The sequence below is a fragment of the Proteus sp. FME41 genome (genome assembly GCF_014897315.1).
Lineage (GTDB): Bacteria > Pseudomonadota > Gammaproteobacteria > Enterobacterales > Enterobacteriaceae > Proteus.
On the sequence record NZ_JABUYL010000028.1, the window covers coordinates 1 to 25813 of the forward strand.

A 25813-nucleotide genomic window follows, 5' to 3' on the forward strand; every position below is an offset into this window, starting at 1 on the left:
AGTCACTCAATTACACCTTAAGAACCGAAATGGGCGAGGGTCCAATCGCACTTTTACAACTACGTAATTTCGTTTTACCTGAAAAGATCTTTTTGGATTAAATAAAAATCACATTCCCGATTATCTCAAAAGGAAATATACCCACGATGCCCTTATTGGATACTTTAATTTCATCATGCTTTGCAGAAGATACAAATAAAGCACAGCAACTCGCTCAACAACAAATTGCTTTATGGGAACGTTGGTTATTACCTATTACACCAAATCAACCTGTTGGTGATGATCCCAGCTATGAAGATGACTTTGAGCGAATGAAAGAAGAAGTGAATAAGCTCTCTGGCGCAGATACTGAACTGATTTGTCTACTGGCAGAAAATTTACTGCTTAATTCCTGCAAAGATGTACGCGTTGTTACCTACTATATTTGGGCTCGTTTGCATAAAGAAGGTGAGCATGGGCTTGCTGATTCCTTAGGCCTTTTAAGTGGATTGCTTACTCGCTACCACAATACTTTATTACCTAGCCGAGCCACCAGCAGAAAATCTGCTTTAGAGTGGTTATCAGGGCATCGGGTTTTAGACAGCTTATCGCTCTACCCTGAAGTCGATCATCATGAGTTTTCTCGTATTATCGCCTTACTCGCTATCATTGAAACTGAGCTTGAAACATGGGACGAAACAGAAAGACCTCAACTTGCAGGATTATACCAAGCATTAGAAAAACGCCTTGCTCAATCGGGGGGAACAAACAGTGTTGTACCACAAAATATTAGCCGGACTGAATCGACTTATAACAATGCCGCCACCTCTTCAATTTCACAAAGCACACCATTAGAAACCATACAATCAGGTCGTGAATTATTAGATCAATCTAAAATGCTCGCAAACTATCTGCGTAATCAATCTAATGGTTGGTTAGCTGGGCATAGATTAATGAAAGTAGTGAGATGGGATACGCTTCATCAACTTCCCCCACAAGATCAACAAGGCTGTACTCGCCTTTCCCCCCCTAGAACGGACGCCAGAGCACAACTTAAACGTCTTTATTTGCAACAAAGCTGGGGGGAATTGGCCGAACAAGCAGATAAGCTTTTTGCTGAAGGTGTTAACCATTTTTGGTTAGATGTGCAGTGGTATTTATATCAAGCCCTCAGCAAATCACCCGCACCGTGGAATGCATGGTCTGATATTATAAAAAACGATTTAAAACAATTTCTTACTCGTCTTCCTGATTTAGAAAAACTGTCGTGGGAAGATGGTACTCCCTTTGCTGATGATGTGACATTAAGTTGGATAAAACAGCATGTGATGGAAGAGAACTTTGATGCCATGCAGGGATTATCATGTTTATCGTCTCATCAATCTGAAGATGAACCTATATTGGCACTCGAACCTGAAGCCGTTATTCAAGCGGATAATGAAGGTATAGAAGTTGCTTTAAAATGGCTACAACATCGTCCTAATATCACCTCGCCAAGACAGAAATGGTTATTAAATCTCATAATGGCGAGAGTAGCCGAACAATTTGCTCGCCACGATCTTGCCTTAAATTTATTACGTGAACTCGATAAAAAAGCGCTTTCGATATCATTAACGCAATGGGAGCCTAACTATGTTTTCGAGATTAAAGCACGACAACTCCATCTTTATCGAACCAAAATTCAACGTAGCACTTCAGACAAAAGTCGCATTGAACAACAGATGGAACTGTTATTAAGTGAGTTAACGGCTATCGACCCCGTTCGCTCTGCGATTTTATATTCCTAATCTTTTACCCTACGACTCAAGGTATCAAATTAATGGATGATTTAACCCTTCGCTATTTTGATGCAGAAATGCGCTATCTTAGAGAAGCTGCAAAAGAGTTTGCACAAGCACATCCCGATAGAGCTGCAATGCTCGATTTAGATAAAGCAGGCACGCCCGATCCTTTTGTTGAGCGCTTATTTGAAGGCTTTGCTTTTTCAATGGGGCAATTAAGACAAAAAATTGATGATGACTTACCTGAATTAACAGAAGGTCTTGTTAGTTTATTATGGCCTCATTATTTACAAACAATTCCGTCGTTATCAATTATTGAATTAACCCCTGATATTCAAAAAATGAAAATGACAGATAATATATCTGCTCAATTTGAGGTGCTTTCTCGCCCTATTGGCCCTAAAAAAACAGTTTGTCACTATCGAACAACCCAAGATTTAACGCTTAATCCAATAAAAATAGAGGCCGTTAATTTAACAACCGAGCCAGATGGACGTTCAGTTATTCGGTTAAAATTTACATGCAGTGAAATTATTAATTGGTCTGAAGTTAATTTTCATAAGCTTTCATTTTATTTATCGGGTGATATTCCGACAACCAATGCACTGCATTTAGCATTAACGAAACAAGTCGCAAAAACTTATTTAAAACTTCCTCAATCAAAAGACAGAATAGCTATCCCTCTCTATTTTTCGCCAGGGGGATTTAAGGATACAGATACACTTTGGCCTAAAGGTGATGCCACATTTAGTGGCTATCAATTACTGTTGGAATATTTTTCTTTCCGTGAAAAGTTTATGTTTGTATCACTTAATGGATTAGGCGATATTCATTTTCCTGAAGAAACTGCCAATTTTGAATTAGATATCGTGCTTAATACCTTATGGGATAACGATCTCACATTAAGTGATGAAAATATCCGACTACATTGTGTTCCTGTAATTAATCTTTTTAATATAGAAGCTGACCCACTTACCGTTAATGGATTGGAAAGCGAATATTTATTACGACCGCGCCGTATTCAAGACGGGCATACTGAAATCTACAGTGTTGATAGTGTGCAGGGTTCTCAACGAGTCAATGAAGCTGTTTATGTCCCTTTTACTAGCTTTCGCCATCGCGGGGGAATGCTGCGGCACAATGCACCTGAACGTTACTATCATACCCGCGTTAAACGAGGTGTAGCGGGACTTCATGATACTTGGCTTATTTTGGGGGGTGAAAAACAAGATCTCGATTTAATCACTCAAACAGAAACACTTTCGTTGCAATTGACAGGTACTAATGGGCAATTACCTCGCAAAGCACTACAAAGTACCCTGCTTGATAGAACCGAACAAACCTTACAAATTCCATTAACGGTACGTAATTTATGTAAACCCACTTTACCGCTTTATCCCCCTTCAGAAGATCGCTTTCATTGGCGAGTGCTCAGCCACCTTGGTTCAAGCTTTCTTAACATGATGGACAATGCTGAAGTGCTGCGCGGCACACTTGCGCTTTATGACTGGCGTGATGATGATATGAATCATCGAAAACTGGATGCCATCATTTGTGTTGAGCATCATTTAATCGAGCGCTTTGAAAGAGGTTTTTTACAACGAGGCATTGATATCGAAGTAACGTTAGATAGCAATGGTTTTAATGGTGAAGGTGATATCCATTTGTTTGGTGAAATGCTTAACCGCTTTTTTGCACTTTATGCAGATGTTCATCTTTTTAATCAATTAACACTGATTATTTTACCAACAGGAAAACGTATTCAATGGAAAGAAAGTCACAACCCACAGCTACCCCGCTAATTCAGGCTTTAGGCGAAAAATTACCGTATGTGAATTTCTATCGTTTTTGCCAATTGCTCGAAAAATCCAATTCTGAATTACCTGAATTAGGGAGTTCGCACGACCCCAAAGATGATCCTATTCGTTTTCGTCCTCATCGTGGTATGGGTTTTCCAGTAACAGAAATTAAAGGAATAGACTCTCTTGATCAATATCGCAAAAGCACAGTACCAAGCTTACGCACCACTTTCTTAGGACTTTATGGCATTACCTCGCCACTTCCTACGTCTTATCTGGATGATATTGCACAATATCGAGATGGCACAGATTCACTGACTGATTTTTTAGATATCTTTAATCACCGCCTTACCACACAATTTTATCGGATTTGGCGTAAATACTCTTATCCCGCGACTTTTGGTGAAGGTGGCTCAGATAAGACATCACAATATCTTTATGGCTTAATCGGTTTAGGTATTCCGGGTTGTGCTAATCAGGTTCAATCGCCTTTATCTCGCTTTTTAGCCTTATTAGGGATTTTACGTTTACCCACACGCACCGCCGAAGGGATCTGCGCGTTAGTCAGATTATTGGCGCCATCAACAAAAGCGAGTGTTATTCCTCATGATCCACGACGAATTGCACTCGACAATCCCACGGCAATGTCATGTTTATACCCTACTACATTAGAAAATAAACCTGTACTAGGTTGCTATGCAGTAGATGTAAATAGCCAAGTATTAATAAAGCTACAAACTGAAAATAAAGATGAGGCAAAAGGCTGGTTACCTGATGGCAGTATTTATCAAGATTTTATGACACTACTTCGCGTTTATTTGGGCTCACGAGTGAATGCACGACTACGCTTAACAATACCTCGAAATTTATTACCTAATGCAACACTAAGTACCGCTAAAAACCAAGGTGTACAGTTAGGTAGAACCGCCGTTATGCGGCCTCATAACCTTATTGGACAATCACCAACGACCTCGTTTATCACCATAGGACTTGGTTTTTATCAATATCTAACATCCCGCACTCAACATTATAAAAGTGATGAATATGGCAATTATCAATTTTAAACGACAATCTTTTCTCTCTCACCCTTATCGATTAGCACTATTATTAATCGCTATCTTTACTGTCGCGGGGTGTGGTCTAACACAAACAATTAGTGATGGTACGGTTTCTTTAACAAAATCCATTTTCTATAAACAAATCAAAATATTGCATTTGGATTTCACCGCACGAGAAGCGCTTAATACCGATGATAATGGTTCTTCACTTTCTGTCGTTGTGCGTGTATTTCAACTCAAATCTGCCGACACATTTAATGATAGTGATTACCTTTCACTGTTTAATCAAAATAACGATATTTTAAAATCCACATTACTAGCGCAAAAAGATTTGCGCATTCGCCCTGGAGAATCTATTTCTCTTGATATGCCAATGGAAAAAGAAGCAGAATTTGTCGCTATTGCTGTCATGTTTCATACACCTGATGATGCTAAAAATAACTGGCGTATTGTTATTCCTAAAAATGAACTTGACCCTGATAAAGCACGCAAAATTATACTTGCTGAAAACACGCTTACATTACAACCTTTGGATAAAAAATAACGATGCCACAACCTTCTCTTTATGAAATGTTAACCGGTTATTTTTCAGGTGGATTACCGACTGATTCTATCTCAGAAGAAGATCAAGTTATTCTTTCTGTGATGGATAATATACGTCGAATATTAAATTCACGAGCAGGAACATTAAAGCATTTACCTGATTATGGTTTACCGGATATGAGTAAAATAATTCAAGGTTTACCAGGAAGTTCCTATAAAGTGATGGCAATACTATCAACAACGTTGCTGAAATATGAGCCCAGAATAAAAACGGTGACGCTGGGAATACTGCCTGAGAATGAATTTGGAAAATTACGCTATTCTTTAGACATTGAATTACATAAACGAGGACTTATACGTTATGGAACTGAATTTTTACCCGATGGTCGTATATTCCTTCATCATTTGAAAAAACAATTTCATTTAGCTTAATTTTATTTTTCTATTTATCGCTTATTTCTAGTTTATTTTTTAAATTTAGATTTGGATTTATTTTCATATTATTTAGACCTTAAATTGACTTGAGGCAATTATGAATTCTTATTTAGATTCACTTCCTATTGGAGGTGATCCTCGTGTGTTTAATCAATTTTTATCCATTAAAGAAGAGCTTGATAAACGTTTTCATCCTGCTCGCCCTGATATTAATTGGCAATACGTCCATGAATTATGTGTTTCTTTATTTAATCAAAATGGTGTTGATCTTCAAACTGCGGCTTGGTTTGTCTTGTGCCGTCAACATCAATCTGAGCTAGATGGCTTAAATGAAGGGCTTTACCTTACTCATAAAATATTGACACAATATTGGCAAACACTCTGGCCGTTACAAACTCATACGCGGGTTAATATTCTTTCGACATTAAGCCAACAATTAGTTTCGGGTATTCGCGGAACAACGTTTGTTTATACTGACTTGCCTATTCTTTATCAAATTGAAGAATTATTAAAAAACATCAACCATCATCTTCAAATATTAGAAATTAAGCATCTCGTTCAATTTGATTATTTACAAAACTTAATTATTACTCAAGCTCGACAACTTGAAAGTGCAGATACCTTGGATAACAATTTTTATCCACCTGATCCGTCATCTGTTATCACAAAAGAAGAGGATATTCAGACAAAAATTATTGAGCCTACTTTATCTGCATCTCCTCATCTTACTCAAAATAATACATCACCCAAAACCTATGTACCCTCACCTATTTTATTACACTCTCCCATAAAGAAAGTGCACAGACAAACGTTATGGAGGGGGATTTTAATTGGTGCACTAAGCAGTAGTTTATTTTTTATTATCTTATTTTATTTCTGGTTATCTGAATTAAAAAACAACAACTTAGTAGATGCTTTCCCTTATATTCCTACAATTAATGCTCATGCAGGTTCTCTGATTGAGCAACAAACGGCAAATGGTAGAAATATAACGAAAACACTAAATTCAGAACAATTAGATATTATTCAACAACGTTTAGATGAACTGGCCTCATTATCACCCACATGGGCACAAAACTATGGTATTGAAATTATTAATTATTTAGATGTGCAATATGAAGATAATCTAGAACTTTTATCATTTACCCAATTTTGGAAAAATAACCTCGCAGTAAATGCTACTACCGATGAGCAACTGAATCAGTGGTCAGAAGGTATGGCCCAACTTGATGGATTAAGCCGACGATTAGACAGTTTTGATGGTAATCCTAAAAATTATATTACAGGTTCTGAGTTAAAATCGATTATTTTTAAGGCTCGCCAACATTTTAACCAAGCCAAACCATTAGAAGAAGAATTACGCGCACTAGAAAAACAACCTGCACAAAATACCATTTCAGATTATGAATACCAACAAGTAGATAATCATTTTAAACAGTTATTAAATCGGTATGCATTATTGCGTTCTAAATAAGAATATATGGCTATATTTCTTATGAAAAATGAAAAATGAAAAATGAAAAATGAAAATCCAAAATAAAAAACATAAAGAAAAGAATATTTATTTTCTATAATGACTCCTCTATTTTATTAAAAGGAGGAGTCATTAGTAGAAATACTATTATTAAGTTAGAAAGAGTAACCGATATTTACCCATCCCGTATAATCTGTTCTATCTGAATTCGCTTCACCACTAATACGGACATCAGAAGTAAAACCATTCTCACTGACTAACGACATACCCGCATCAAATGAGCCTGACGTTGATTTATCTTTCGTTGTCACGCGAACAGAATTAGCATTAGGGACTTGCTGATCGATTTTAATTTCATCCCCATATACTGTTTGGTGGACACCTATATTTAAATAAGGTTTAAGTAATGTTTCGTTTGTTAGCGGATAACGTCCATCAAAACGTAACTTAGCATTGATCATCACCGCTTGCCCATTATAGTTCTTATAATGGGTATCTATTAAATCATAATCCACATTATGAGAAGAGACGGTATAACCTTCGCGTTGTTGCCAAATATGAGTTAACCCTAACATTGGTGTGATTTTATAGTTACGGTTTATATCCCAGCTTTTACCTGTTGAAATATCGGTATAAAGGCCATTACTAACGTAATCTGCACTTTGGCTTCCTATACCTGAATAGTGGTTGCTGTCGGTGTAATCTGTCTTGCTTCGAAACCATGTTGTTGTTGCAGTTGCAAATATGTCATTTTCAAATGCCATTCCACCTTGCATACCTAACATAAAGGTATTTACATCTTCTTTACGCCCATCGGAAGTACCATTAAAGCTGGTTTTTGCTTTTTCATATCCGCCATGCCAACCAAGGTTAAAGGTTTCAAACTGATGATCTTGGCCTAATAACACCCCATAACGATGACCGCTATAACCAGATGAAACTTGATCTCGACGGTAATCCCCTGCATAAGGCGTAATAAACATACAGTTATTAGCATCTGTTTTTTCATTACATCCTTCCCGAATAAATTGTTCATTTAAACGTGAAGAAATAATATTTGAGGCCTGTGTCATTGAAGAGCGCTGTACTAAAGCAGAAACACCCGCATGAGAAACATTAGGGGCATAAACTAATGCAGCGGTCCCTAAATCACCACTGCCATTACTGGTATGAATGACTCTAAAATCTTGGTTAATACCAGAGAGTGTATTAATGTCACCGTTTACCGTTGCTGATTGATTATTACTGATATCATAAGCTAAAGAATCAAGAGCATAACCTTTGCCATATTCAAATCCGTCCTCTTTTTGCCCTGGCATAAAGATAAGATCCGCCCCTTTATTACCATTACCAAGAACAATAGATCCTCCGTTACTTACTGCCCACGGATTTTCTGAACCTAGCGTCATCATGTAGCTTTCTATATTCACGACAGAGCCATCAGCCATCACTTCATAAGCGTGTTCACTGCCGTTAGTAGATGTTGAAACAAAAATACGTCCTTGGGATTGAATGACTGCGTGACCATTTACAACATTAATACCATATGCCTTTGCATTATCTTCAGCTTCGGCATCCACATTAATAGTGCCATTATTACGAATAATAACGTTATCACCTTCAGTATATATACCACTTGCTACTGATGTTTTGCCTGATGCAGAAACATTCATTTGGCCGTTATTTGTCATTACATGGGTTGGATTACTGGGATTATTATGATCAGGTGCAACATTAGGATTGCCTTTAATGGTATGTAAGCCTGATGCATTCGCAATACCTTGTTCACTTTGTGCATGAACATTTAATTCACCATTATTAGTCAATCCATTTGCCGAATTAGTATAAATTCCTTGTGCTGTTGCACTTTTTTTAGCATCGGCAACAACGGTCATTTTACCTTCATTAATTAATGCCATATGATCACCATAACGATCATATGGATTATCAGAAAAAGATAACCCCGCATTAATCCCTGCCGCTTGGGCATCACCTTGATGGCTCTTGCTTGTTACATCAACACTCCCTTGATTGCGTATTGTTGACCAATAAGCATCCGAAGCTTGCAACCCATTTGCCACAGACAGTTCATTTTGGCTCGTGGATGAAATGACAACACTACCACCACTTTTATTGGTAAATGTTCCTGATTTAACTAACACACCACTGGCTCTGGCATCACCCGTTGTGGGTGCTACCGTTAACCTCATTTTACCGCTATTAACGGCATCAACAGGGTGACCTTCTGTATTAGCCGTTAAATCTGACAATTGAAATTCATTCGTATTCTTATCCGTTATAACTTCAATTGTGCCACTGTTATTTGGCTTTTCAGAAAAATGATACGTTTGATTTGCGTAAGCGTTACCGCTGAGAATAAGAGCTGTAGCAATTGCAGACAAACGCCACATAGTTTGGTTCTTCATCATTTACCTCTAAATCAAGATATTGTTTGATTAAAATATTTTTACTTCATTAGAAATTAATAACGAAGCCAACTTTGGCGAAAATATCTTCTTTATCTCCCCAAGACCATTCGTTTCCTTTATGTGCTTTTTGATCTTTAAATTGCAAATCAGCTAATAAAGAGAATGTTGGGTTAAATGGAATTTCGGTATACAGTGCATAGTTATTATAGTTATAACCACTGCCATCATGAGTACGAATACTGCCAATTTCCCAACGTAATTCAAGATAAGTATTATTAGCAAATCGATATTGTACTAATGGACGAACTGCAGATTCACGCCATCTAAAATCATTATCCTCAGCATGATAATAAACTTTAGCTCCCATATTAAAATTATCGGTTAAACGATAAAGATATAAAGGTTCTGTTTCGATATAAGCACCACGATCTGCTCGATCAATCCAGCCTATTTCTGTATTTAGATGCAAGAAGTTACGACCAAACCCTAAATTAATTTCAGGGCGGATGTGATACATCTGTTTTTCAGCAGAATCTTTGGCATCACCAATATGTTCATAACCTAGCTCCACACCATAACTGAAATTTTCATTAACCCAATTTATATATTTAGGTAAAAGTTGAATTTCGGTAAATGTATCACGACGAATACGATTGCCTCCTGAACCAACATATTTATTATTATCAGCTGTATCATAAATCGTTGTTTCACGAATAACATAACCCATACTTAATTTATCAGTGATTCGAGTAGAACCATCAGCAATAACAAAAGTACTTAATAATTGTCCGGGATGTTTTGAGAATTTAATATTTTCATATTCATACCCTGTAAATACACGAGTTCTTTTTGGTGCTGAATTTTGACGTGTTGCATCATCATCGACAAATATAATATCGCCAAAACTACGAGAAACACCAAATAAGTCTAAGTTTGAATTTCGAATACTCGTTGTATTTTCTTGATTATTGAGGAGCGGTTTTTCTATTTGCTGTTCTGCCAATGCTGTATTTGATGCCATCAGCAACGCAACAGGAAGAATGATCTTTTTCATGCTCTGGTAATCCTTGTCAATTCATAACTAACTCCCCCTAATTATTCTTATAATAAGACAGAATTAAGGGAAGTTATCGCGTGTTTTACTGCATGGAAGAACTGTTAATAATATTTATATTTTTATAATTATTTGGTACAAAGCCTTGATATAACGTTTCTAAATCTTTGAGATGCCCCTGACTTTCTAAATAAGTCTTAACATCATCATTAATTTCTTTGGACATTATCGCAGCAACAAACATACCAACATCCAGTGATAAGATGTTTTGAGTCATATTGCCTTTATTATCAACAGCGTCATACCATCCGTATGGAGATTGAATATTAGGATAAACTTGTTTAAGTTTTTTCAGTGCGCTAATTGCACCTTCAGGATCGACAATATAAGACAGCGCAATAGCATGAGGTGTACCAGTATTACCATCCTCAATGACATTATTAAAACGAACTTTACTTTCTGAAAGTGCTGGAACACCAAAAGAGTGGTAACCATTATCAATTCGGGCTGATGAGGAAACCATTGGAATACCGTGTTTAGCCGCATAGATCTTTTGGATTAATGTATGATCTTCAACAATCTTATAATCTGGCATAAGTTCTTTTTCATTTAGCCAAATTTGGGGCATCATCATTTGGAAATAGGCGCCATCCCACGTTAATAATGGATTATATATTTTATCGTTAATTTTATAATGCTGAGTATAGAGTTCCATTTTATGGAATGCACTTTCAGGGATAGCATTAGCGCCTAAATCTTTGGTGTCTAAAATAGCCCAAATAACAGCTGCACGACTTTCATTTCCTTTTCTGTCAAGATAATAACCTAGAAATGCATTATTCTTTGTTGACCATCCCGACGACATTAATCCTTTATTTTCATCATATAACGCAACCCAACCTTCTCTTTGTCCATCAAGAATAGCTTGAATACGTTTTACAATTTCTTGTTTATCTGGATCTGGCGAGTTCATAAAAGCCCCAGCCACTGCCATCAATGCAAAAGAAAAGTTACCATTATCTACTGCAGGCACAATTTCATCTGGATTTTTAACTAATTTATTATCACGAATATCATAAGGCCAATAAAACAAACCTTTCCATTTAGGTGCTTGTTCCATGGTGGTCAATGTCTCTTTGATTCGCTCTATCGCATCTTTATTCCCAGCTTTAGCTGACTGAGTTAACACATTGAGATATAAGCCAATCTCTGTCGTATTCGTATAATATCCAGGAACGACAGTATTACCTTCAATTCTTATGGTGTCATAAGGGACTTTGACATATTTATCAACACCGACCCCATCGCGAAAAAAATTAAGATTATTTTGAAATTCTTCTTCAAAACCCGCTGGGTATAAATGTTCAGCAACTTTGATTTCATTAATAACAACATTATTGGCTAAAGATTGCGTGCTAAAAGCCAGCAATAGGGAAGCGAGAAGCATCGAACCATTCTTAGTCATATCATTTTGCCTTCTAAGCGAAACTTATTATCAAATCGTAGAAACGTTTCTATAATCATCTCACTAATGACGCTTGGTCAAGTCAATTTATCATCATTTATTTAAAATGTGACGAGTAGTGTATTTTTATATACATTTCAGATATCAAAAATAATAAATAAAAAATAATTCATTATATTCAATGAATTACATTAATTTACCATTCTTAATGTGATGAAGATCTCGAATTAAATCGATCAAATAAATTACAGTTGACAGGATTTATTAAGCATTCATAATCTATAGAAACGTTTCAATGAAATGCGGAGTGTAGTGATGGCAGGCGTCACATTAACCAACGTCAATAAAATCTATCCAAATGGTACGCATGTACTTCATGATATTAACTTGGATATCAAAGACGGTGAATTTATGGTCATCGTTGGCCCATCTGGTTGTGCAAAATCCACCATGCTAAGAATGATCGCAGGGCTTGAAGCAATATCATCCGGTGAGCTGCGTATTGCTGATAATATCTGTAATGATATGCCTCCTAAAGATCGGGGGATTGCAATGGTTTTTCAAAACTACGCACTTTACCCGCACATGACGGCTTATGAAAATATGTCTTTTGGTCTACGTGTTTCTAAAAAATCAAAAGAAGAAATTACCAAACGTGTTTCTGAAGCAGCAGAACTACTTGAAATAACAGAACTTTTAAAACGAAAACCTAAAGAAATGTCTGGCGGTCAGTGTCAACGAGTCGCATTAGACCGAGCCATGGTGAGAAAACCTGCGGTATTTCTTTTTGACGAACCGCTCTCAAACCTTGATGCTAAGCTCAGAGTATCTATGCGATTACGAATAAGTAAATTGCATCAACAACTCCGTGAAGCCGGCAAGCCGGCAACAATGATTTATGTTACTCATGATCAAATAGAAGCCATGACAATGGGTGAACGTGTTTGCATTTTACGTAAAGGACGTATTATGCAAGTTGATCATCCTTTAAACGTTTATCACCATCCCAAAAATAAATTTGTTGCTGAATTTATTGGTTCTCCACCAATGAATATTATATCAGGACAGGTTATTCAACATCGTAATCAACTCGCCATTCAATGTGATGGAAATATATTCGTTTTACCTACAGAGAAACAAGAAAAAGCAAAAGCCTATCTCAATAAAGAGATCTATTTAGGAATTAGGCCTGAAGATATTAAAGTCATTGAGAAAATTGAAAATAATTGTTTATCAACTTCAATTCTTCGTGTTGATGCTATGGGGTCAGATGAATTTATTTATTTTCACCTAGCAGATAATGAAGTGATTTGTAAACGTCCTAATCCAGAAATAGAAATAGATAAATCAAAAAACTGTAGCTTCCATTTTAATATGGATAAATGCCATCTCTTCGATAAAGAGAACGAACAAAATATTTTTTACACTTAGTATTATCAGGATGAGTAACATGACAATTAAGCCAGTTAATAATGTGGTCTATAGTAAAAAAAACGCACTGCTCACATTTAATTTTATGCCAGGCCAAATGCTTAAAAATATTATGGCGGGTAATATTATGCTCAACCTCTTTGAGACACCCAGATTAGATACCGCAATTAGCAATATCTATCTTCGTGAGTTGAGCGATAATCATATTATTTCTACTACGCCACTTTTAACGAGTCATGCTAAAACTCAATTAAGTAAAGATACACAAGGTAATATAACTTGGCATATTGAAACTGAGAAATTTATTGCCTCGGTTACACTCTCTTTATCCGAAGATCCCGAAAATATTTATTATTACTCTGTTAATGTAAAAAATATCAGTAATAGCGCCCTTACTTTCGATCTAATTTATGGGCAAGACCTTTCTTTATCCGATAGTGGTGCAACAAAAACAAATGAGTCATATTGCAGCCAATATCTTGATCATAAAATATTTAATGTAGAACATTATGGATATATTACGTCTTCACGCCAAAACTTGCCTCAAAGTAGTGGTAATCCGTTACTACAATTAGGGAGTTTTTCTCCCGTTGTTGCTTATTCAACTGATGGCTATCAGTTTTTTGGTAAGCAATCTAAATTTACACATCAGTCAATCATAACAAAAGAGCTTACATTAGCGAATGAGAACTATCAGTATGAAATGGCCTTTATTGCCTTACAATTAAAACCCCTAGAGCTAGCCCCTCAAGAAGGATCTGACCAAGTATTCTATGGCTATTATGTTGCCAATCAGCCTGAAGCGAATATTGAACAACCTATTAGCATAAAGAAAATTACAGACAGCTATTACAAACCAGAAATTGATAATTCGACAAAATTTAGCGAAAAAACAGACGTTATATTTAATGTTCACCCATTATCAGGCGATAAACTTACCTCTCAAGAACTTGATATTTTATTTCCTGGAGAAAAAAGTTTTGAGGAAAATGAACAGGGTGAATTACTCTCTTTCTTCCAAAAAGAAGGACGTCATTACATTACGCTCGCTGATAAAGAACATTATCAAGAGCGAGCAACAGGACATATAATTTCATCAGGCAATAATCTTAATTTTAAAAATTCAATTATGAATTCAACTCACTATATTTATGGTGTTTTTAATTCACATCTGACACTAGGGAACACTTCATTTAATAAATTGCTTGGCACTAATCGCAATTTTTTAAATTTCTTTAAAAGTAGTGGTCAACGAATTCAAGTTAAATTGAATAATCAGTACCATTTACTTGCTATGCCTTCTGCCTATGAGGTTGGGTTTAACTTTTCTCGTTGGGTTTATAAATTATCAGAAGGGATGATTGAGATCCTCGCTTTCGCTAGCCATGATGAACCTATTATCCAACTTGATATTAAACTTCACAATTTTGCTCAAGCCGTAGATGTTATTGTGAGTCACCCGCTTATTATGGGAAATCAAGAAGAAGAATCTATTATTCAGGTTTCCGCACCAAGTGAAGACAATAATATACTCATTACAAGTGCAAATAATCCTAATGCTCCCCTCTTTAGCTTGAGTTATAGCCCAGAGTTTACGGATATTGAACACTATATTGATGTTGAAACAAATTCTGTTCAATACCTTATGCTTAAAGGTCAAATTCGCCACCAAGCAAGCCTTGTCTTTGGCGGTAAAAATAATCAAGTTGACACATTAGGTAAGTGGTTATCGTTTGCGAAAGAAGTCGTCAATTACGAAAGCCGCCAAGATGAGTTATTAAACCATTTCTCTATTGAATTCTCGCAAAAACCAAGAGATGCACAGAAACTAAATCACACACTACATTGGTTTACACATAATGCATTGGTCCACTACAGTTCACCACATGGGCTTGAACAACCATCAGGTGCAGCTTGGGGAACTCGTGATGTATCACAAGGCCCTATTGAATTCTTTATGTCATTAGGCCGCTATCAACATGTTGAGCATATTTTATGTGAGATGTATAGCCACCAATATTTAGAAACAGGTAATTGGCCACAATGGTTTATGTTTGATAATTATGCACATATTCAACAACAAGAATCTCATGGCGACGTCGTTATTTGGCCATTAAAAGCATTAGCTGATTACCTATTAGCCACAAATAATACCGATATCCTGAATACAGAATTACCTTATACCAGCATCAACAATAAATTTACGTTTACAACTCAAAAAGAGACGTTACTACAGCATATTTACCGTCAACTTGAACATGTTATTGAGCATTTAGTACCAGGAACTCACCTGTCTAGTTATGGTGATGGTGATTGGGATGATACCCTTCAACCAGCAAATAACTCATTGCGTAAAAACATGGTGAGTGGTTGGACTATTCCGCTGACATTACAAACATTTAAATTAATAATGAAAGCACTTGCTAATCACCCTTCATTTGCAGATTTACTCAAAAAAATTAATGACCTCTTTATTAAGATGGAAGCGGATTATCATAAATACCTAATTAAAGATGGTGTTATTAGTGGTTTTATTCATTTTAATAAAAATGATGTGGAATATTTATTACATCCTTCTGATGTTAAAACAAATATTAAATACCGCTTATTACCAGCTAATCGTTCCATTATTTCTGAATCATTTGATAAAGAAATGGCACAGAAACATATAAAAATTATCCTTGATAATTTACTTTATCCTGATGGTGTTCGCCTTATGGATAAAACTGCGCAATATAAAGCAGGCCGCCAAAGTTATTTTAAACGTGCGGAACTGGCTGCAAATCTAGGCCGCGAAGTTGGATTACAATATTGCCATGCTCATATCCGTTTTATCGAAGCACTTTGTAAAATGGGAATGGCAAAAGAGCTATTTGAGAATCTCTTTAAAATTTCACCTATTGGTATCAAAGAAAGCGTACCGAATGCTGAACTACGACAAGCAAATAGCTATTTCTCTAGTTCTGATGCAAAATTTAACGACCGTTACCAAGCCTATGATAATTTTGAGCAATTAAAAACAGGAAAAGTTGCCGCAAAAGGCGGTTGGCGCATCTATTCCAGTGGCCCTGGGATTTATATTAACCAAATTATCTCTAATGTTTTAGGTCTTCGTTATGAATTTGGTGATTTACTGTTAGATCCTGTTATTAGTAAAGAATTTGGTGATACTAGCCTTAATTTCCAACTTTATGGAAAACCCGTTGTGATTAATATTTATCCTAACGAGGGTGAATACACACCTAAACGCGTCATGCTTAATCAACAAATAGTAGACTTTACATTACAAAATAACCCTTATCGCACAGGTGGCGTTTTAATCAAGAATTCAGATGTTATGGCTTATTTATTGGATAACAACACACTTGATATTTATCTATAAATATCAGAGTAAAGCTTAGAATTTGGCTCTTGCTACTCATCGTAAGAGCCGACTAAGTGGTATATTCACGTATTGTGTGTTTATTTTTTGAGGGATGAAGATGAGTGTTACCATAAAAGATGTCGCTAAAAAAGCAAATGTTTCAATCTCTACAGTATCTTACGCTATAAATGGCAGCCCGAAAATTACTGAAAAAACACGCCAATATGTACTGAAAATAGCAAAAGAGATGAATTACATTGCCAATAGCAATGCCAAAATGCTTAAAACTAAACGCAGTGGTGCTATAGGCCTCTTTTTTAACTCTTGGTTTGGGCCTATCTACAGTGAATTAGTCCGTGGTATTCAAGAGCAAACACACAGTGAACAATATGATTTAGTTGCCTGTAGTCTTTATGGTGGTGAGCAATCAACCGCTCATAAATATTTACGTGAACGCATCGTTGATGGTGCCATTATTTTATCTAGCTCATTTGATAATGAATTTATCAAATCTATCGCATCTGAAAATTTGCCTGTAGTTGTATTAGATAGAGAATTAAAAAGCCCCCATATTTATAGTGTATTGATTGATAATTTTGGTGGCGCTTTCAAGGCTGTTAACGCATTAGTAAATGCGGGGGCAACCGAGATTACCTTTTTTAGTGGCCCTGAAGGTTCTTATGATAATCAAAAACGTTTAGACGGTTTTATTGCCGCACTAGGTTATAACCGTATACCTTTAAATCCAGGCCTTATTATTCATTCAAATTTTACCGAAGCAGATGCTTATCAAAAAATGAATGCATTAATTGAGACAGGTAAAATGCCTTCTGCCATATTTTCTGCTAATGATGAAATGGCAATCGGTATTTTAAGAGCGGCCAAAGAACATAACATTCAAATTCCTGATCAATTAAAAATTGTAGGTTTTGATAATATTTATGCATCAAATATTTTAACGCCTGCACTAACAACAATAGATCATCATAAATATGAAATGGGTGTTCTCTCAGCAAAGATTTTATTAAAAGCGATTAGAGAAGAAAGTAATATTGATGAAGTCACTTTTCTTCCTACAGAATTAATAGAACGTGAAACACTTTAATTTATTTTAATCTCATCAGGATCACAGTTTATGAAATTAGTTTGTTTAATTACGGCTGCACTACTCTCTTTTTCAACTGTTGCAGCAGAAAGATTAGAAATTATGGTTCCAAGTGGGAATTATGTTTCTTTTATTCGTAATACTGTTGTTCCTGAATTTAAAAAACAACATCCTAATGTTGAGCTTGTTGTCTCTAATGATGAACAACTTGATACACGAATGGCTGCGGGTGATAATCCCAATATCTATATTGGTGTTTATGGTTATCAACCTGCTCATTTAGCCAAATTAGGAAAACTCGCTTATTTAGACAAATTTGATGGCTTCAGTGAATTAATAAACCGTATTGACAGTCATTTTTTACATCAAAATTTTGGTCGCACTTATTATATTCCTTGGAATGCAACCACTCAGATGATGATTTATAATAAAGCACTCTTTATTGAAGCAGGATTAGATCCAAACTCTCCACCCGAAACGTGGGATGAATTTCTAATTGCAGCAGAGAAAATCTCTTCTCTACCTACCAGAAAAGACGGTAATAAGGTTTATGGTACCGTCTTTTGGAATGATGTATTGTCATTCGGTAGCTGGTATTGGAACCTACTTGCACCTATTTATTACAACGTTAATCAGGGCAATTTTCAGTTACTCAATAAATACGGTACTGATGTTATTTTTGATAAACCTGAAGCACGTATGGCTGAATTTATTTCTTTGATGCAACGAGCACAAAAATATGCACCGCCAACGATGGAAAAAAGCTTTTTTTCTCGAAACATTGGTATGTGGTTACAGTTTGGTTTTGGATGGAAAGCATCATTAACTACAGCAGCAGGAACCCCCATGGTGATTGGTGATGATGTAGGTATTGCTCCTATTCCCGTCATGAAAAAAGGAGATATTCATTATTCAATCCTGGATGGTAGAGCGATTATGGTTTTTAAAAACACATCAGAGAAAGAGAATTTAAGCTGGGATTTAATTAATTTATTGATGCGTGATGATATTAATTTAAAAGCCAATATCGAATTAGGTCAGTTACCAACGTTAAAAGCATTAAAAGATCATGATTATTTTCAAAGTGATGAAGCTAAACCCTTTGTTAAACAACTTGACCATGCATTATTAAGTGAACCTCATGCTAAAGTTACTGATATTGCAGAAATTTTCTTATCAAACTATGCAAGAGTTGTATTAAAAAATGAATTAACACCAGAACAAGCTGTTAATCAATCAGCCAAAGCTGCACGTGAAATATTAAACGACAAATAGAGTATTCTATTTTTATCAAAATAAAAATTTAAACTATTACGCTAATTTAAATAATACAATACTAATAACTTAGTGTTTTTCTAAGGAATCGACATGAAAAACAAGAATATTTTAGTGGGATATCTATTCCTATTTCCCTGGATAATCTATTTTGTTGTCTTTATTTTATATCCATTTTTCTTATCTTTTCAAAATAGCTTTCTTGATATTAATGTATTAACACCAGAAAATACTCAATTTGTGGGAATAAAAAACTGGGTAGAGGTTTCAACCGATGGCCTGTTTTGGAAATCAATATTCAATGTTATTTTCAACCAAGTTATTTTTGTTTTTCTCACTTTTATTGTCGCAATGGGAATGGCACTACTTCTTCATGAAGTTACTCATTTCGGTGGTGTTTTTAGAACAATTATGTTTATTCCTGTTATTACATCCATCACAGTAGCAATGATAATTTTTAATTTTATTTCAAGTCCAACGGGGCCAATTCAAAGTCTCATGCTTGATTGGAATATGATTAATGCACCTGTCTTTTGGAAATTTGATGAATGGCTTCCAATGCCAATGATTGCTGTCTTTAGCACATGGAAATGGTTTGGTATTCAAATGATTATTTTTCTTGGCGGCATCGCTAGTATTAATCGTTCTCTTTATGAGGCGGCAGATATTGATGGAGCATCATGGTTAAGAAAAATGTGGAGCATTACGTTACCTTTATTAAAACCCCAAATTATTTTTGTGATGACCATTAATATTATTAACGGTATGCAGATGTTTGTCGAAGTTTTAATGAATTTTGATTTATCTGGTGGGCCTTATAATTCTGCCTTAACACCTGTACTGTATTTGTATAAAACAGGATTCTCTGATGTAAAAATGGGAATGGCATCAACAATAGGATTATTACTAGCAACAATTATCTATATTTTCACCATGTTGCAATTAAAACTAACTCAAGATAAGGAACATAGATAATGCGTTTTAGTAAAAGAAATCTTATTATTTATAGCTTACTTATCGTAGCAAGCTTAGTTGTACTCTATCCATTCTTCTTTATGATTATGAATTCATTTAAATCAGGAAGTGAGATAATTAATACCCCGAATGCCTTGCCCAGTAAATTCTCTTTTGAGGGTTATATTGAGGCATTTAGAAGTTTAAATTTAGGGCGCATCTTTTTTAATACGTTGTTTATCTCTCTGACTGTGACGGTATCTAATACGCTTCTTTCATCAATGGTTGCATACGCAATTATTAAAATGAATTTACCTGGAAAAGAATTCTGGCTAAAGTTAATCCTTACCTCAATGATGGTGCCTGCAATTCTGTTTACCATTCCGACGTATATGATGTTGTATTCTTGGGATTGGATTAATACATTTCAAGCACTTATCGTTCCCGGAATGATCAGTGCCTATAATATCTTTTTATTAGTTCAATTCTTAAAGCAAGTTGATAATGCCTATATTGAAGCTGCGCGTATCGATGGTGCGGGCGAAATAACCATCTTTTTTAAAATAGTATTACCGATGATCCGCCCTGCACTCGCCACCGTTGCTATTCTAACCTTTATGGGAGCTTGGAATGATTTTATGGGGCCTCTGCTTTATGTCCGTGATGACTCATTAATGACACTTCAACTTGCACTCTTTAAATTTGTAAATGATGTTCCGACTGAAAACCTTGAACAACTGTGGGCAATGACAACCATGATTGCGATTCCCGTTGTTTTCATCTTTTTCTTTCTACAACGTAATTTCATTAAAGCCTTTACCGGTATTGGAGTTAAATAATTATGAGTGGAAGAAATAGCATTATCATATTAATCGCGCTTATTTTTATTGCCTACTTTACTGGTTGGTACAGTGTTTATCAAAAATCTAAACTTTATTATCATTTTGCTGAGCAACAATATGAGAAAGGTAACTATATTTTAGCGTTGAAAGGCATTAATAAAATTGAGCTTTACCCCGAAGATGATTATTTTGGCGGTTATCAAAATGTTATTGAAGCATGGAAAAATGGATTGTTCGTTTTTTATCCTGATTTTTATTATCAAGCACTAGAACGAAGCCAATCTATATTGCAAAAATCAAGCGATAAAGAACTAAAGGATTTTATTTACACCTATATCGAAATTGATATTCGTTATATTCCAGAAGCTGCAACATGTTTATTATCTCGCTATAAAAAAGAGAATAATAAAGAAGGCGAACACGAGATGACTCAATTTTTAAATGACGCATTCCCAGCTTATAAATGGCAAGTATCACCATTATTAATAAACGGTTGCCAAATAACTGAATAGTTTATATTCACTTAATCATAAAATGGAAAACGCGATGAACAATATTTATCGAGACCCCACACAGCCAATTTCTGTTCGTATTATTAATTTATTAAACCAAATGTCATTAGTGGAAAAAGTTGGTCAACTTTGCATGAATCCAATGCTAGAGTTTGCACAACATCAAGATAAATATAATGACCTTATTCGTCAAGGGCGATGCGGTTCACGTATATTAGCTGACACTGCATGGGCGGGTAACGCGCCAGCCGAAATTATAAATCCAATAGAATTAAATCAAATTCAGCGAATTGCAATCGAAGAAAGCCGCTTAGGTATTCCTATCATTTTTGCCCGTGATGTTATTTATGGGCAGGCAACGGTATTGCCGATTCCTTTAGCTCAAGCTGCATCATGGGACCCTCTTTGTGTCTCTGAAGCTTATCGCTATATTGCACGTGAAGCATCATCTCTTGGTATCCACTGGACGTTTGCTCCGATGCTTGATATTGCTCGTGATCCTCGTTGGGGCCGTGTTATTGAAACATTTGGTGAAGATCCTTATTTAACCAGTCAATTTGCAAAAGCGGTGGTAACGGGTTTTCAAGGAACCGATCTTAGTCAACCAGATTCACTATTAGCATGTGCCAAACATTTTGTCGGTTATGCGGCGGTTGAAGGTGGGCGTGATTACGATACAACTGAGCTTTCTCAAAATACCCTGCATAATGTGCATTTACCCCCCTTTGAAGCCGCGATTGAAGCTGGCGTAGGTTCTGTAATGACGGGCTTTTGTGATCTTGGTGGCACGCCTGTCAGCGCATCAACTCCGCTTATTCGCCATTGGTTAAAATCACAACAAAATTTTAATGGATTAGTTGTAAGTGATTGGGGGGCAATTTCTGATTTAGCTTATTTTGGTATTGCTACTGATGCAACTGATGCTGCCAAACAAGCCATTATTGCAGGTATTGATATGGCAATGACGAATGAAGCCTACGAAGGCCATCTTGAAAAATTAATTGAAAATCAAGAGATCGATATTTCATTAATTAATGATGCTGTTTATCGTGTTTTACATTCAAAATTTAGTTGTGGATTATTCGAAAATCCTTATGTAGATGAAAATAAACATTTGACTACATTACGGCATCCTGAACACGTTAAAAAAGCACAAATTTTGGCTGAAAAATGTATCGTGATGCTTAAAAATAAACATAATATATTGCCTCTAAATTCAACCCATAAACATACTATTGCCGTTATTGGCCCACATGCCCATTCTCAACGTCAGCATTTAGGATCGTGGTGTTTAGATGGGAATTCAAATGATGTCATTTCTATTTATCAGGGCATAAAAAGTATCGAAAATAACTGCAATGTGATAACAGATAATAGTGAATTTAGTGATGAGATGATCGAATGTGCTCATCGTGCCGATATTGTTGTACTTTGTGTGGGTGAAAGCCATCGGCGTACTGGAGAGGCTCGTAATATTGCCCAATTGCAACTCCCTCCAGGACAAGAAGAACTTATTAACGCTGTAGGGGAAATAGGCAAACCACTTATTATAGTACAATGTACGGGGCGCCCTGTTCCATCAAAAGCGATAGAGCAATATGCTGATGCTTTATTAATGAGCTGGCAACTAGGAACAGAAACAGGAAACAGTATTGCAAATATTTTATTTGGTCATACTAATCCTAGTGGCAAATTACCGATTACCGTCCCCCGAACAACAGGACAAATTCCAATATATTATGGTCGTAAGCAGTTAGGTAAAATGCGTGCTTATCAAGAATATCAACCGTATAAAGACAGTAGTGATACGCCTCTTTATCCTTTTGGCTTTGGGTTAAGTTATTCACAATTTAGTTATAGTCAACCTCACATTAAACATGCAGAAGTGAGCCAAGATAAACCACAACAAATTACGATTACACTATCAAACACCAGTAAAATTGCAGGTGCAGAGATAGTACAATGTTATATACGTCAACATGTTGCGTCAACATCGCGGCCTGTACGTGAATTAAAAGGCTTTGAGCGCGTATGGCTTGAACCTGGTGAATCAAAAGAAGTAATATTTACACTTACCGCTAAAGAATTATCATTTTTTAATATAAATAAAGTTATGGCTATAGAGCCTTCACTAATTACTGTGTCTGTTGGAAGTGATAGCAATACAAATAATAGCGTTGATTTTAAATTAATTTAAATTTTAATATCTCATGACTACATACAAGATTTAAATATTATGTTTACAATAAAAAGATCACCATAATCAACGTGATCTTTTTATTTATAGAGATATCACAATACTATCTCCAACATCATGTATTATTTAAATATCAAACTAACCCAACCATTTCTCATTGAGAGGAAATTATCTTTCTCCTCATAAGATGAGCCAAATAAAACCTATAGCATATTACTGCAATGCTATTAGTATTAACACTTGGATTACTTTAATACAGATTATCACTATCAACTTTAGTTATTTATCACTTTTAAAGTCATTATTGCATTATTACTTTGATTAATAATAAACAATTAGCATATATGACGATAAAAAGAGTAACTTATTGTAACGGTAAATACCTCTGTGAATATACGTATTATTTAATATAGTATTGCTCACATGATTTCAAATATACTCAATAAGTATTTTATAGAACAATCATTTAATGACACTTAAATAACGTTAATTTATTCTTATTGCAATATAATTTAGTATAACTACATAGTATAAAACATATCCCCTAAGAGAAATACTTTAGGCTTATTATTACTATAAATTCATACTTGTGAAATGTTATTATTTACATTCTGTTTCAATTATCAACACTAATAAATATTAATTTTTAATAAACTAATTGTAATGAGTTTTATTAATTATTTAGATTGAAAGGTGTTTAAATGAATATAAAAATGTTTATTATTTCATTGTCATTGGTTACTTTTGGCGCACACGCATTGGTTATTAATGAAAATAATCCACCAGAGTATCAATCTTTTAAATCAAATTATTCTGATATGATTGAATTAGCTAATAAATCACGTTTACCACATCGTATTTTTTACACTTCACCAAGTACAGGGAGAAATGCGTTATGGTTTGATGCAATCAAACACGGTGATTTAAACGAAGTTAAAAAAATGCTTGCCAATGGCCAGGATATTGAAGCAAAAGACACTGGTAGTTTAGACCAAACCGCACTAGGTTGGGCGGCATTTATTGGTGATGAAGAGATGGTTGATTATTTAATTTCTCAAGGTGCTAATTTATGGGCTACAGATAAAGGTGATGTTTATAATGTCTTTAAATCAGCAGTATTAGGAAATAATGTCAATGTAGTAAAAAAAATTCACGCTCTAATGAGAAGCGATATTGAGATTAATAATCAAAGAGTAGAAAGTGATGGTGAGACCTTTATTATGATTGCGGCAAGCAACAATCGGATTAATACCGTAAAATACCTTCTATCTAAAGGTGCCAATATCAACCTCGTAACGACGACTCAAGATAAATCATTGTTCTCTTACAATCACAGTGCTCTAAGTTATGCTTGCCAAAATAATCTTAAAGAAATGCAGACATTGCTGATTAAAAATGGTGCTATAAACCATAGAACAGGAACAGCTTCCTGCAGCTAATACACAGGATTATTTACAGGATCATGCCATCTCATATAAGATGGCATTTATGTTATTTTTTCTTGAGGTTAAAAAATAAAAAAGCACTTCATGTATTAATTGGGAACTTAGCATTAATGAATACGCCGATAACATCACGTCTCAGATTACCTTTTTCTTTCTAAACACCACAATCTCGCTAGGTTGCGTTATTGACTGGCTATCCTCAAAAACGATAAAATCCGCTTTTTTAGCCTCTAAAATAAGACTTTGAGGTGTAACACCGAGTATAAAAGAAATAGTAACCAATTGATCTACAGCTATTTTTAAATGACCATTTTCCAAGTGTGAATAATGCTGCATACTTATTCCCAGCTTTTCAGACATCTCATTTTCCGTTATTTTCAATTGCTTTCTTATCATTTTTATTCTATTCCCAACTTTGGTGTTAATCATCCCTCTATTCCCCTTTCACTATTAGATGATTATATCGATAAAACACCGAATTACAGTTTAAAAACCACCATTTCATAAACTGTAAATACTTAATCATTGGTTATTGAATGCAAGTAACACTACTTATTTTCTCAAACTCTGTTAATAAGGTTATTCCGATATTTAAAATTTAAATTTATTTACATTTCTATAGATTATTTTAAGTTAAATCAAATTTAGAATACCACTATGGTATTAAGTGT

At 35.3% G+C, this 25813-nt stretch carries 19 protein-coding genes; 15 read left to right on the top strand and 4 right to left on the bottom strand.

The features are described from left to right. Positions 1 to 146: 146 nt before the first annotated feature. The 6 genes from tssA (at position 147) to INT04_RS17610 (ending at position 7069) form a co-directional block, all read left to right on the top strand. On the top strand, positions 147 to 1766 hold the full coding sequence (tssA, locus tag INT04_RS17585; protein ID WP_193017384.1) for a type VI secretion system protein TssA: 1620 nt from the start codon (positions 147 to 149) through the stop codon (positions 1764 to 1766). Between the two features lie 32 nt (positions 1767 to 1798). Then, entirely contained in the window at positions 1799 to 3562 is a 1764-nt protein-coding gene (gene tssF, locus INT04_RS17590) for a type VI secretion system baseplate subunit TssF (protein ID WP_193017385.1), read from the top strand. Continuing rightward, positions 3526 to 4623 carry a type VI secretion system baseplate subunit TssG gene (gene tssG, locus INT04_RS17595; protein WP_193017386.1) on the top strand — a complete coding sequence of 366 codons (1098 nt, stop codon included), beginning with the start codon at positions 3526 to 3528 and terminating at the stop codon, positions 4621 to 4623. The genes tssF and tssG overlap by 37 nt, the downstream gene beginning before the upstream one ends. Continuing rightward, positions 4598 to 5161, top strand: a complete 564-nt coding sequence (tssJ, locus tag INT04_RS17600; protein ID WP_193017387.1) for a type VI secretion system lipoprotein TssJ — start codon at positions 4598 to 4600, stop codon at positions 5159 to 5161. Before tssG ends, tssJ begins: the two co-directional genes overlap by 26 nt. A gap of 2 nt (positions 5162 to 5163) precedes the next feature. Next, positions 5164 to 5592 carry a type VI secretion system baseplate subunit TssE gene (gene tssE / locus INT04_RS17605; protein ID WP_193017388.1) on the top strand — a complete coding sequence of 143 codons (429 nt, stop codon included), beginning with the start codon at positions 5164 to 5166 and terminating at the stop codon, positions 5590 to 5592. 100 nt (positions 5593 to 5692) lie between these two features. Next, positions 5693 to 7069, top strand: a complete 1377-nt coding sequence (locus INT04_RS17610; RefSeq protein WP_193017389.1) for a VasL domain-containing protein — start codon at positions 5693 to 5695, stop codon at positions 7067 to 7069. A 155-nt stretch (positions 7070 to 7224) separates the two neighbouring features. Here the strand turns inward: INT04_RS17610 and INT04_RS17615 are convergent, their stop codons facing one another. The 3 genes from INT04_RS17615 to INT04_RS17625 all read right to left on the bottom strand — a co-directional run bounded on the left by INT04_RS17615 (position 7225) and on the right by INT04_RS17625 (position 12017). Then, positions 7225 to 9495, bottom strand: coding sequence for an autotransporter outer membrane beta-barrel domain-containing protein (locus INT04_RS17615; RefSeq protein ID WP_193017390.1), 2271 nt, complete (start codon positions 9493 to 9495; stop codon positions 7225 to 7227). Positions 9496 to 9544: 49 nt separating this feature from the next. Next, positions 9545 to 10552, bottom strand: coding sequence for a transporter (locus tag INT04_RS17620; RefSeq protein WP_193017391.1), 1008 nt, complete (start codon positions 10550 to 10552; stop codon positions 9545 to 9547). Positions 10553 to 10637: 85 nt separating this feature from the next. Then, a complete protein-coding gene (locus tag INT04_RS17625; protein ID WP_193017392.1) occupies positions 10638 to 12017 on the bottom strand; it encodes a glucoamylase family protein in 1380 nt (459 codons plus the stop codon). A gap of 315 nt (positions 12018 to 12332) precedes the next feature. Between INT04_RS17625 and INT04_RS17630 the strand changes: the two genes are divergently transcribed. From INT04_RS17630 to INT04_RS17670, 9 genes are all read left to right on the top strand, one after another. Further along, entirely contained in the window at positions 12333 to 13448 is a 1116-nt protein-coding gene (locus INT04_RS17630; protein ID WP_193017393.1) for an ABC transporter ATP-binding protein, read from the top strand. Positions 13449 to 13467: 19 nt separating this feature from the next. Beyond that, positions 13468 to 16830 (top strand): GH36-type glycosyl hydrolase domain-containing protein, encoded by a 3363-nt coding sequence (locus INT04_RS17635; protein ID WP_193017394.1) that lies wholly within the window; start codon positions 13468 to 13470, stop codon positions 16828 to 16830. 100 nt (positions 16831 to 16930) lie between these two features. Further along, complete coding sequence (locus INT04_RS17640; RefSeq protein ID WP_193017395.1) at positions 16931 to 17917, top strand: LacI family DNA-binding transcriptional regulator; 987 nt, start codon at positions 16931 to 16933, stop codon at positions 17915 to 17917. 30 nt (positions 17918 to 17947) lie between these two features. Next, positions 17948 to 19192 carry an extracellular solute-binding protein gene (locus INT04_RS17645; protein ID WP_226894167.1) on the top strand — a complete coding sequence of 415 codons (1245 nt, stop codon included), beginning with the start codon at positions 17948 to 17950 and terminating at the stop codon, positions 19190 to 19192. Between the two features lie 93 nt (positions 19193 to 19285). After that, positions 19286 to 20167: a carbohydrate ABC transporter permease gene (locus tag INT04_RS17650; protein WP_193017396.1), complete on the top strand. Its 882-nt coding sequence runs from the start codon at positions 19286 to 19288 to the stop codon at positions 20165 to 20167. Beyond that, the gene (locus INT04_RS17655; protein WP_193017397.1) at positions 20167 to 20985 is read left to right on the top strand and encodes a carbohydrate ABC transporter permease; all 819 of its coding nucleotides are present in this window, start codon (positions 20167 to 20169) and stop codon (positions 20983 to 20985) included. Before INT04_RS17650 ends, INT04_RS17655 begins: the two co-directional genes overlap by 1 nt. 2 nt (positions 20986 to 20987) lie before the next feature. Continuing rightward, positions 20988 to 21500, top strand: coding sequence for a hypothetical protein (locus tag INT04_RS17660; RefSeq protein WP_226894168.1), 513 nt, complete (start codon positions 20988 to 20990; stop codon positions 21498 to 21500). A 34-nt stretch (positions 21501 to 21534) separates the two neighbouring features. Beyond that, a complete protein-coding gene (locus INT04_RS17665; RefSeq protein WP_193017398.1) occupies positions 21535 to 23697 on the top strand; it encodes a glycoside hydrolase family 3 N-terminal domain-containing protein in 2163 nt (720 codons plus the stop codon). Positions 23698 to 24398: 701 nt separating this feature from the next. After that, on the top strand, positions 24399 to 25136 hold the full coding sequence (locus tag INT04_RS17670) for an ankyrin repeat domain-containing protein (RefSeq protein ID WP_193017399.1): 738 nt from the start codon (positions 24399 to 24401) through the stop codon (positions 25134 to 25136). Positions 25137 to 25277: 141 nt separating this feature from the next. Here INT04_RS17670 and INT04_RS17675 read toward each other — a convergent pair whose 3' ends face one another. Continuing rightward, the gene (locus INT04_RS17675) at positions 25278 to 25571 is read right to left on the bottom strand and encodes a helix-turn-helix domain-containing protein (RefSeq protein ID WP_193017400.1); all 294 of its coding nucleotides are present in this window, start codon (positions 25569 to 25571) and stop codon (positions 25278 to 25280) included. Between the last annotated feature and the right edge of the window lie 242 nt (positions 25572 to 25813).

Coding starts and splice junctions, on each gene's coding strand:
- tssA (WP_193017384.1), top strand. CDS start 147: ATGCCCTTATTGGATACTTTAATTTCATCATGCTTTGCAGAAGATACA.
- tssF (WP_193017385.1), top strand. CDS start 1,799: ATGGATGATTTAACCCTTCGCTATTTTGATGCAGAAATGCGCTATCTT.
- tssG (WP_193017386.1), top strand. CDS start 3,526: ATGGAAAGAAAGTCACAACCCACAGCTACCCCGCTAATTCAGGCTTTA.
- tssJ (WP_193017387.1), top strand. CDS start 4,598: ATGAATATGGCAATTATCAATTTTAAACGACAATCTTTTCTCTCTCAC.
- tssE (WP_193017388.1), top strand. CDS start 5,164: ATGCCACAACCTTCTCTTTATGAAATGTTAACCGGTTATTTTTCAGGT.
- INT04_RS17610 (WP_193017389.1), top strand. CDS start 5,693: ATGAATTCTTATTTAGATTCACTTCCTATTGGAGGTGATCCTCGTGTG.
- INT04_RS17615 (WP_193017390.1), bottom strand. CDS start 9,495: ATGAAGAACCAAACTATGTGGCGTTTGTCTGCAATTGCTACAGCTCTT.
- INT04_RS17620 (WP_193017391.1), bottom strand. CDS start 10,552: ATGAAAAAGATCATTCTTCCTGTTGCGTTGCTGATGGCATCAAATACA.
- INT04_RS17625 (WP_193017392.1), bottom strand. CDS start 12,017: ATGACTAAGAATGGTTCGATGCTTCTCGCTTCCCTATTGCTGGCTTTT.
- INT04_RS17630 (WP_193017393.1), top strand. CDS start 12,333: ATGGCAGGCGTCACATTAACCAACGTCAATAAAATCTATCCAAATGGT.
- INT04_RS17635 (WP_193017394.1), top strand. CDS start 13,468: ATGACAATTAAGCCAGTTAATAATGTGGTCTATAGTAAAAAAAACGCA.
- INT04_RS17640 (WP_193017395.1), top strand. CDS start 16,931: ATGAGTGTTACCATAAAAGATGTCGCTAAAAAAGCAAATGTTTCAATC.
- INT04_RS17645 (WP_226894167.1), top strand. CDS start 17,948: ATGAAATTAGTTTGTTTAATTACGGCTGCACTACTCTCTTTTTCAACT.
- INT04_RS17650 (WP_193017396.1), top strand. CDS start 19,286: ATGAAAAACAAGAATATTTTAGTGGGATATCTATTCCTATTTCCCTGG.
- INT04_RS17655 (WP_193017397.1), top strand. CDS start 20,167: ATGCGTTTTAGTAAAAGAAATCTTATTATTTATAGCTTACTTATCGTA.
- INT04_RS17660 (WP_226894168.1), top strand. CDS start 20,988: ATGAGTGGAAGAAATAGCATTATCATATTAATCGCGCTTATTTTTATT.
- INT04_RS17665 (WP_193017398.1), top strand. CDS start 21,535: ATGAACAATATTTATCGAGACCCCACACAGCCAATTTCTGTTCGTATT.
- INT04_RS17670 (WP_193017399.1), top strand. CDS start 24,399: ATGAATATAAAAATGTTTATTATTTCATTGTCATTGGTTACTTTTGGC.
- INT04_RS17675 (WP_193017400.1), bottom strand. CDS start 25,571: ATGATTAACACCAAAGTTGGGAATAGAATAAAAATGATAAGAAAGCAA.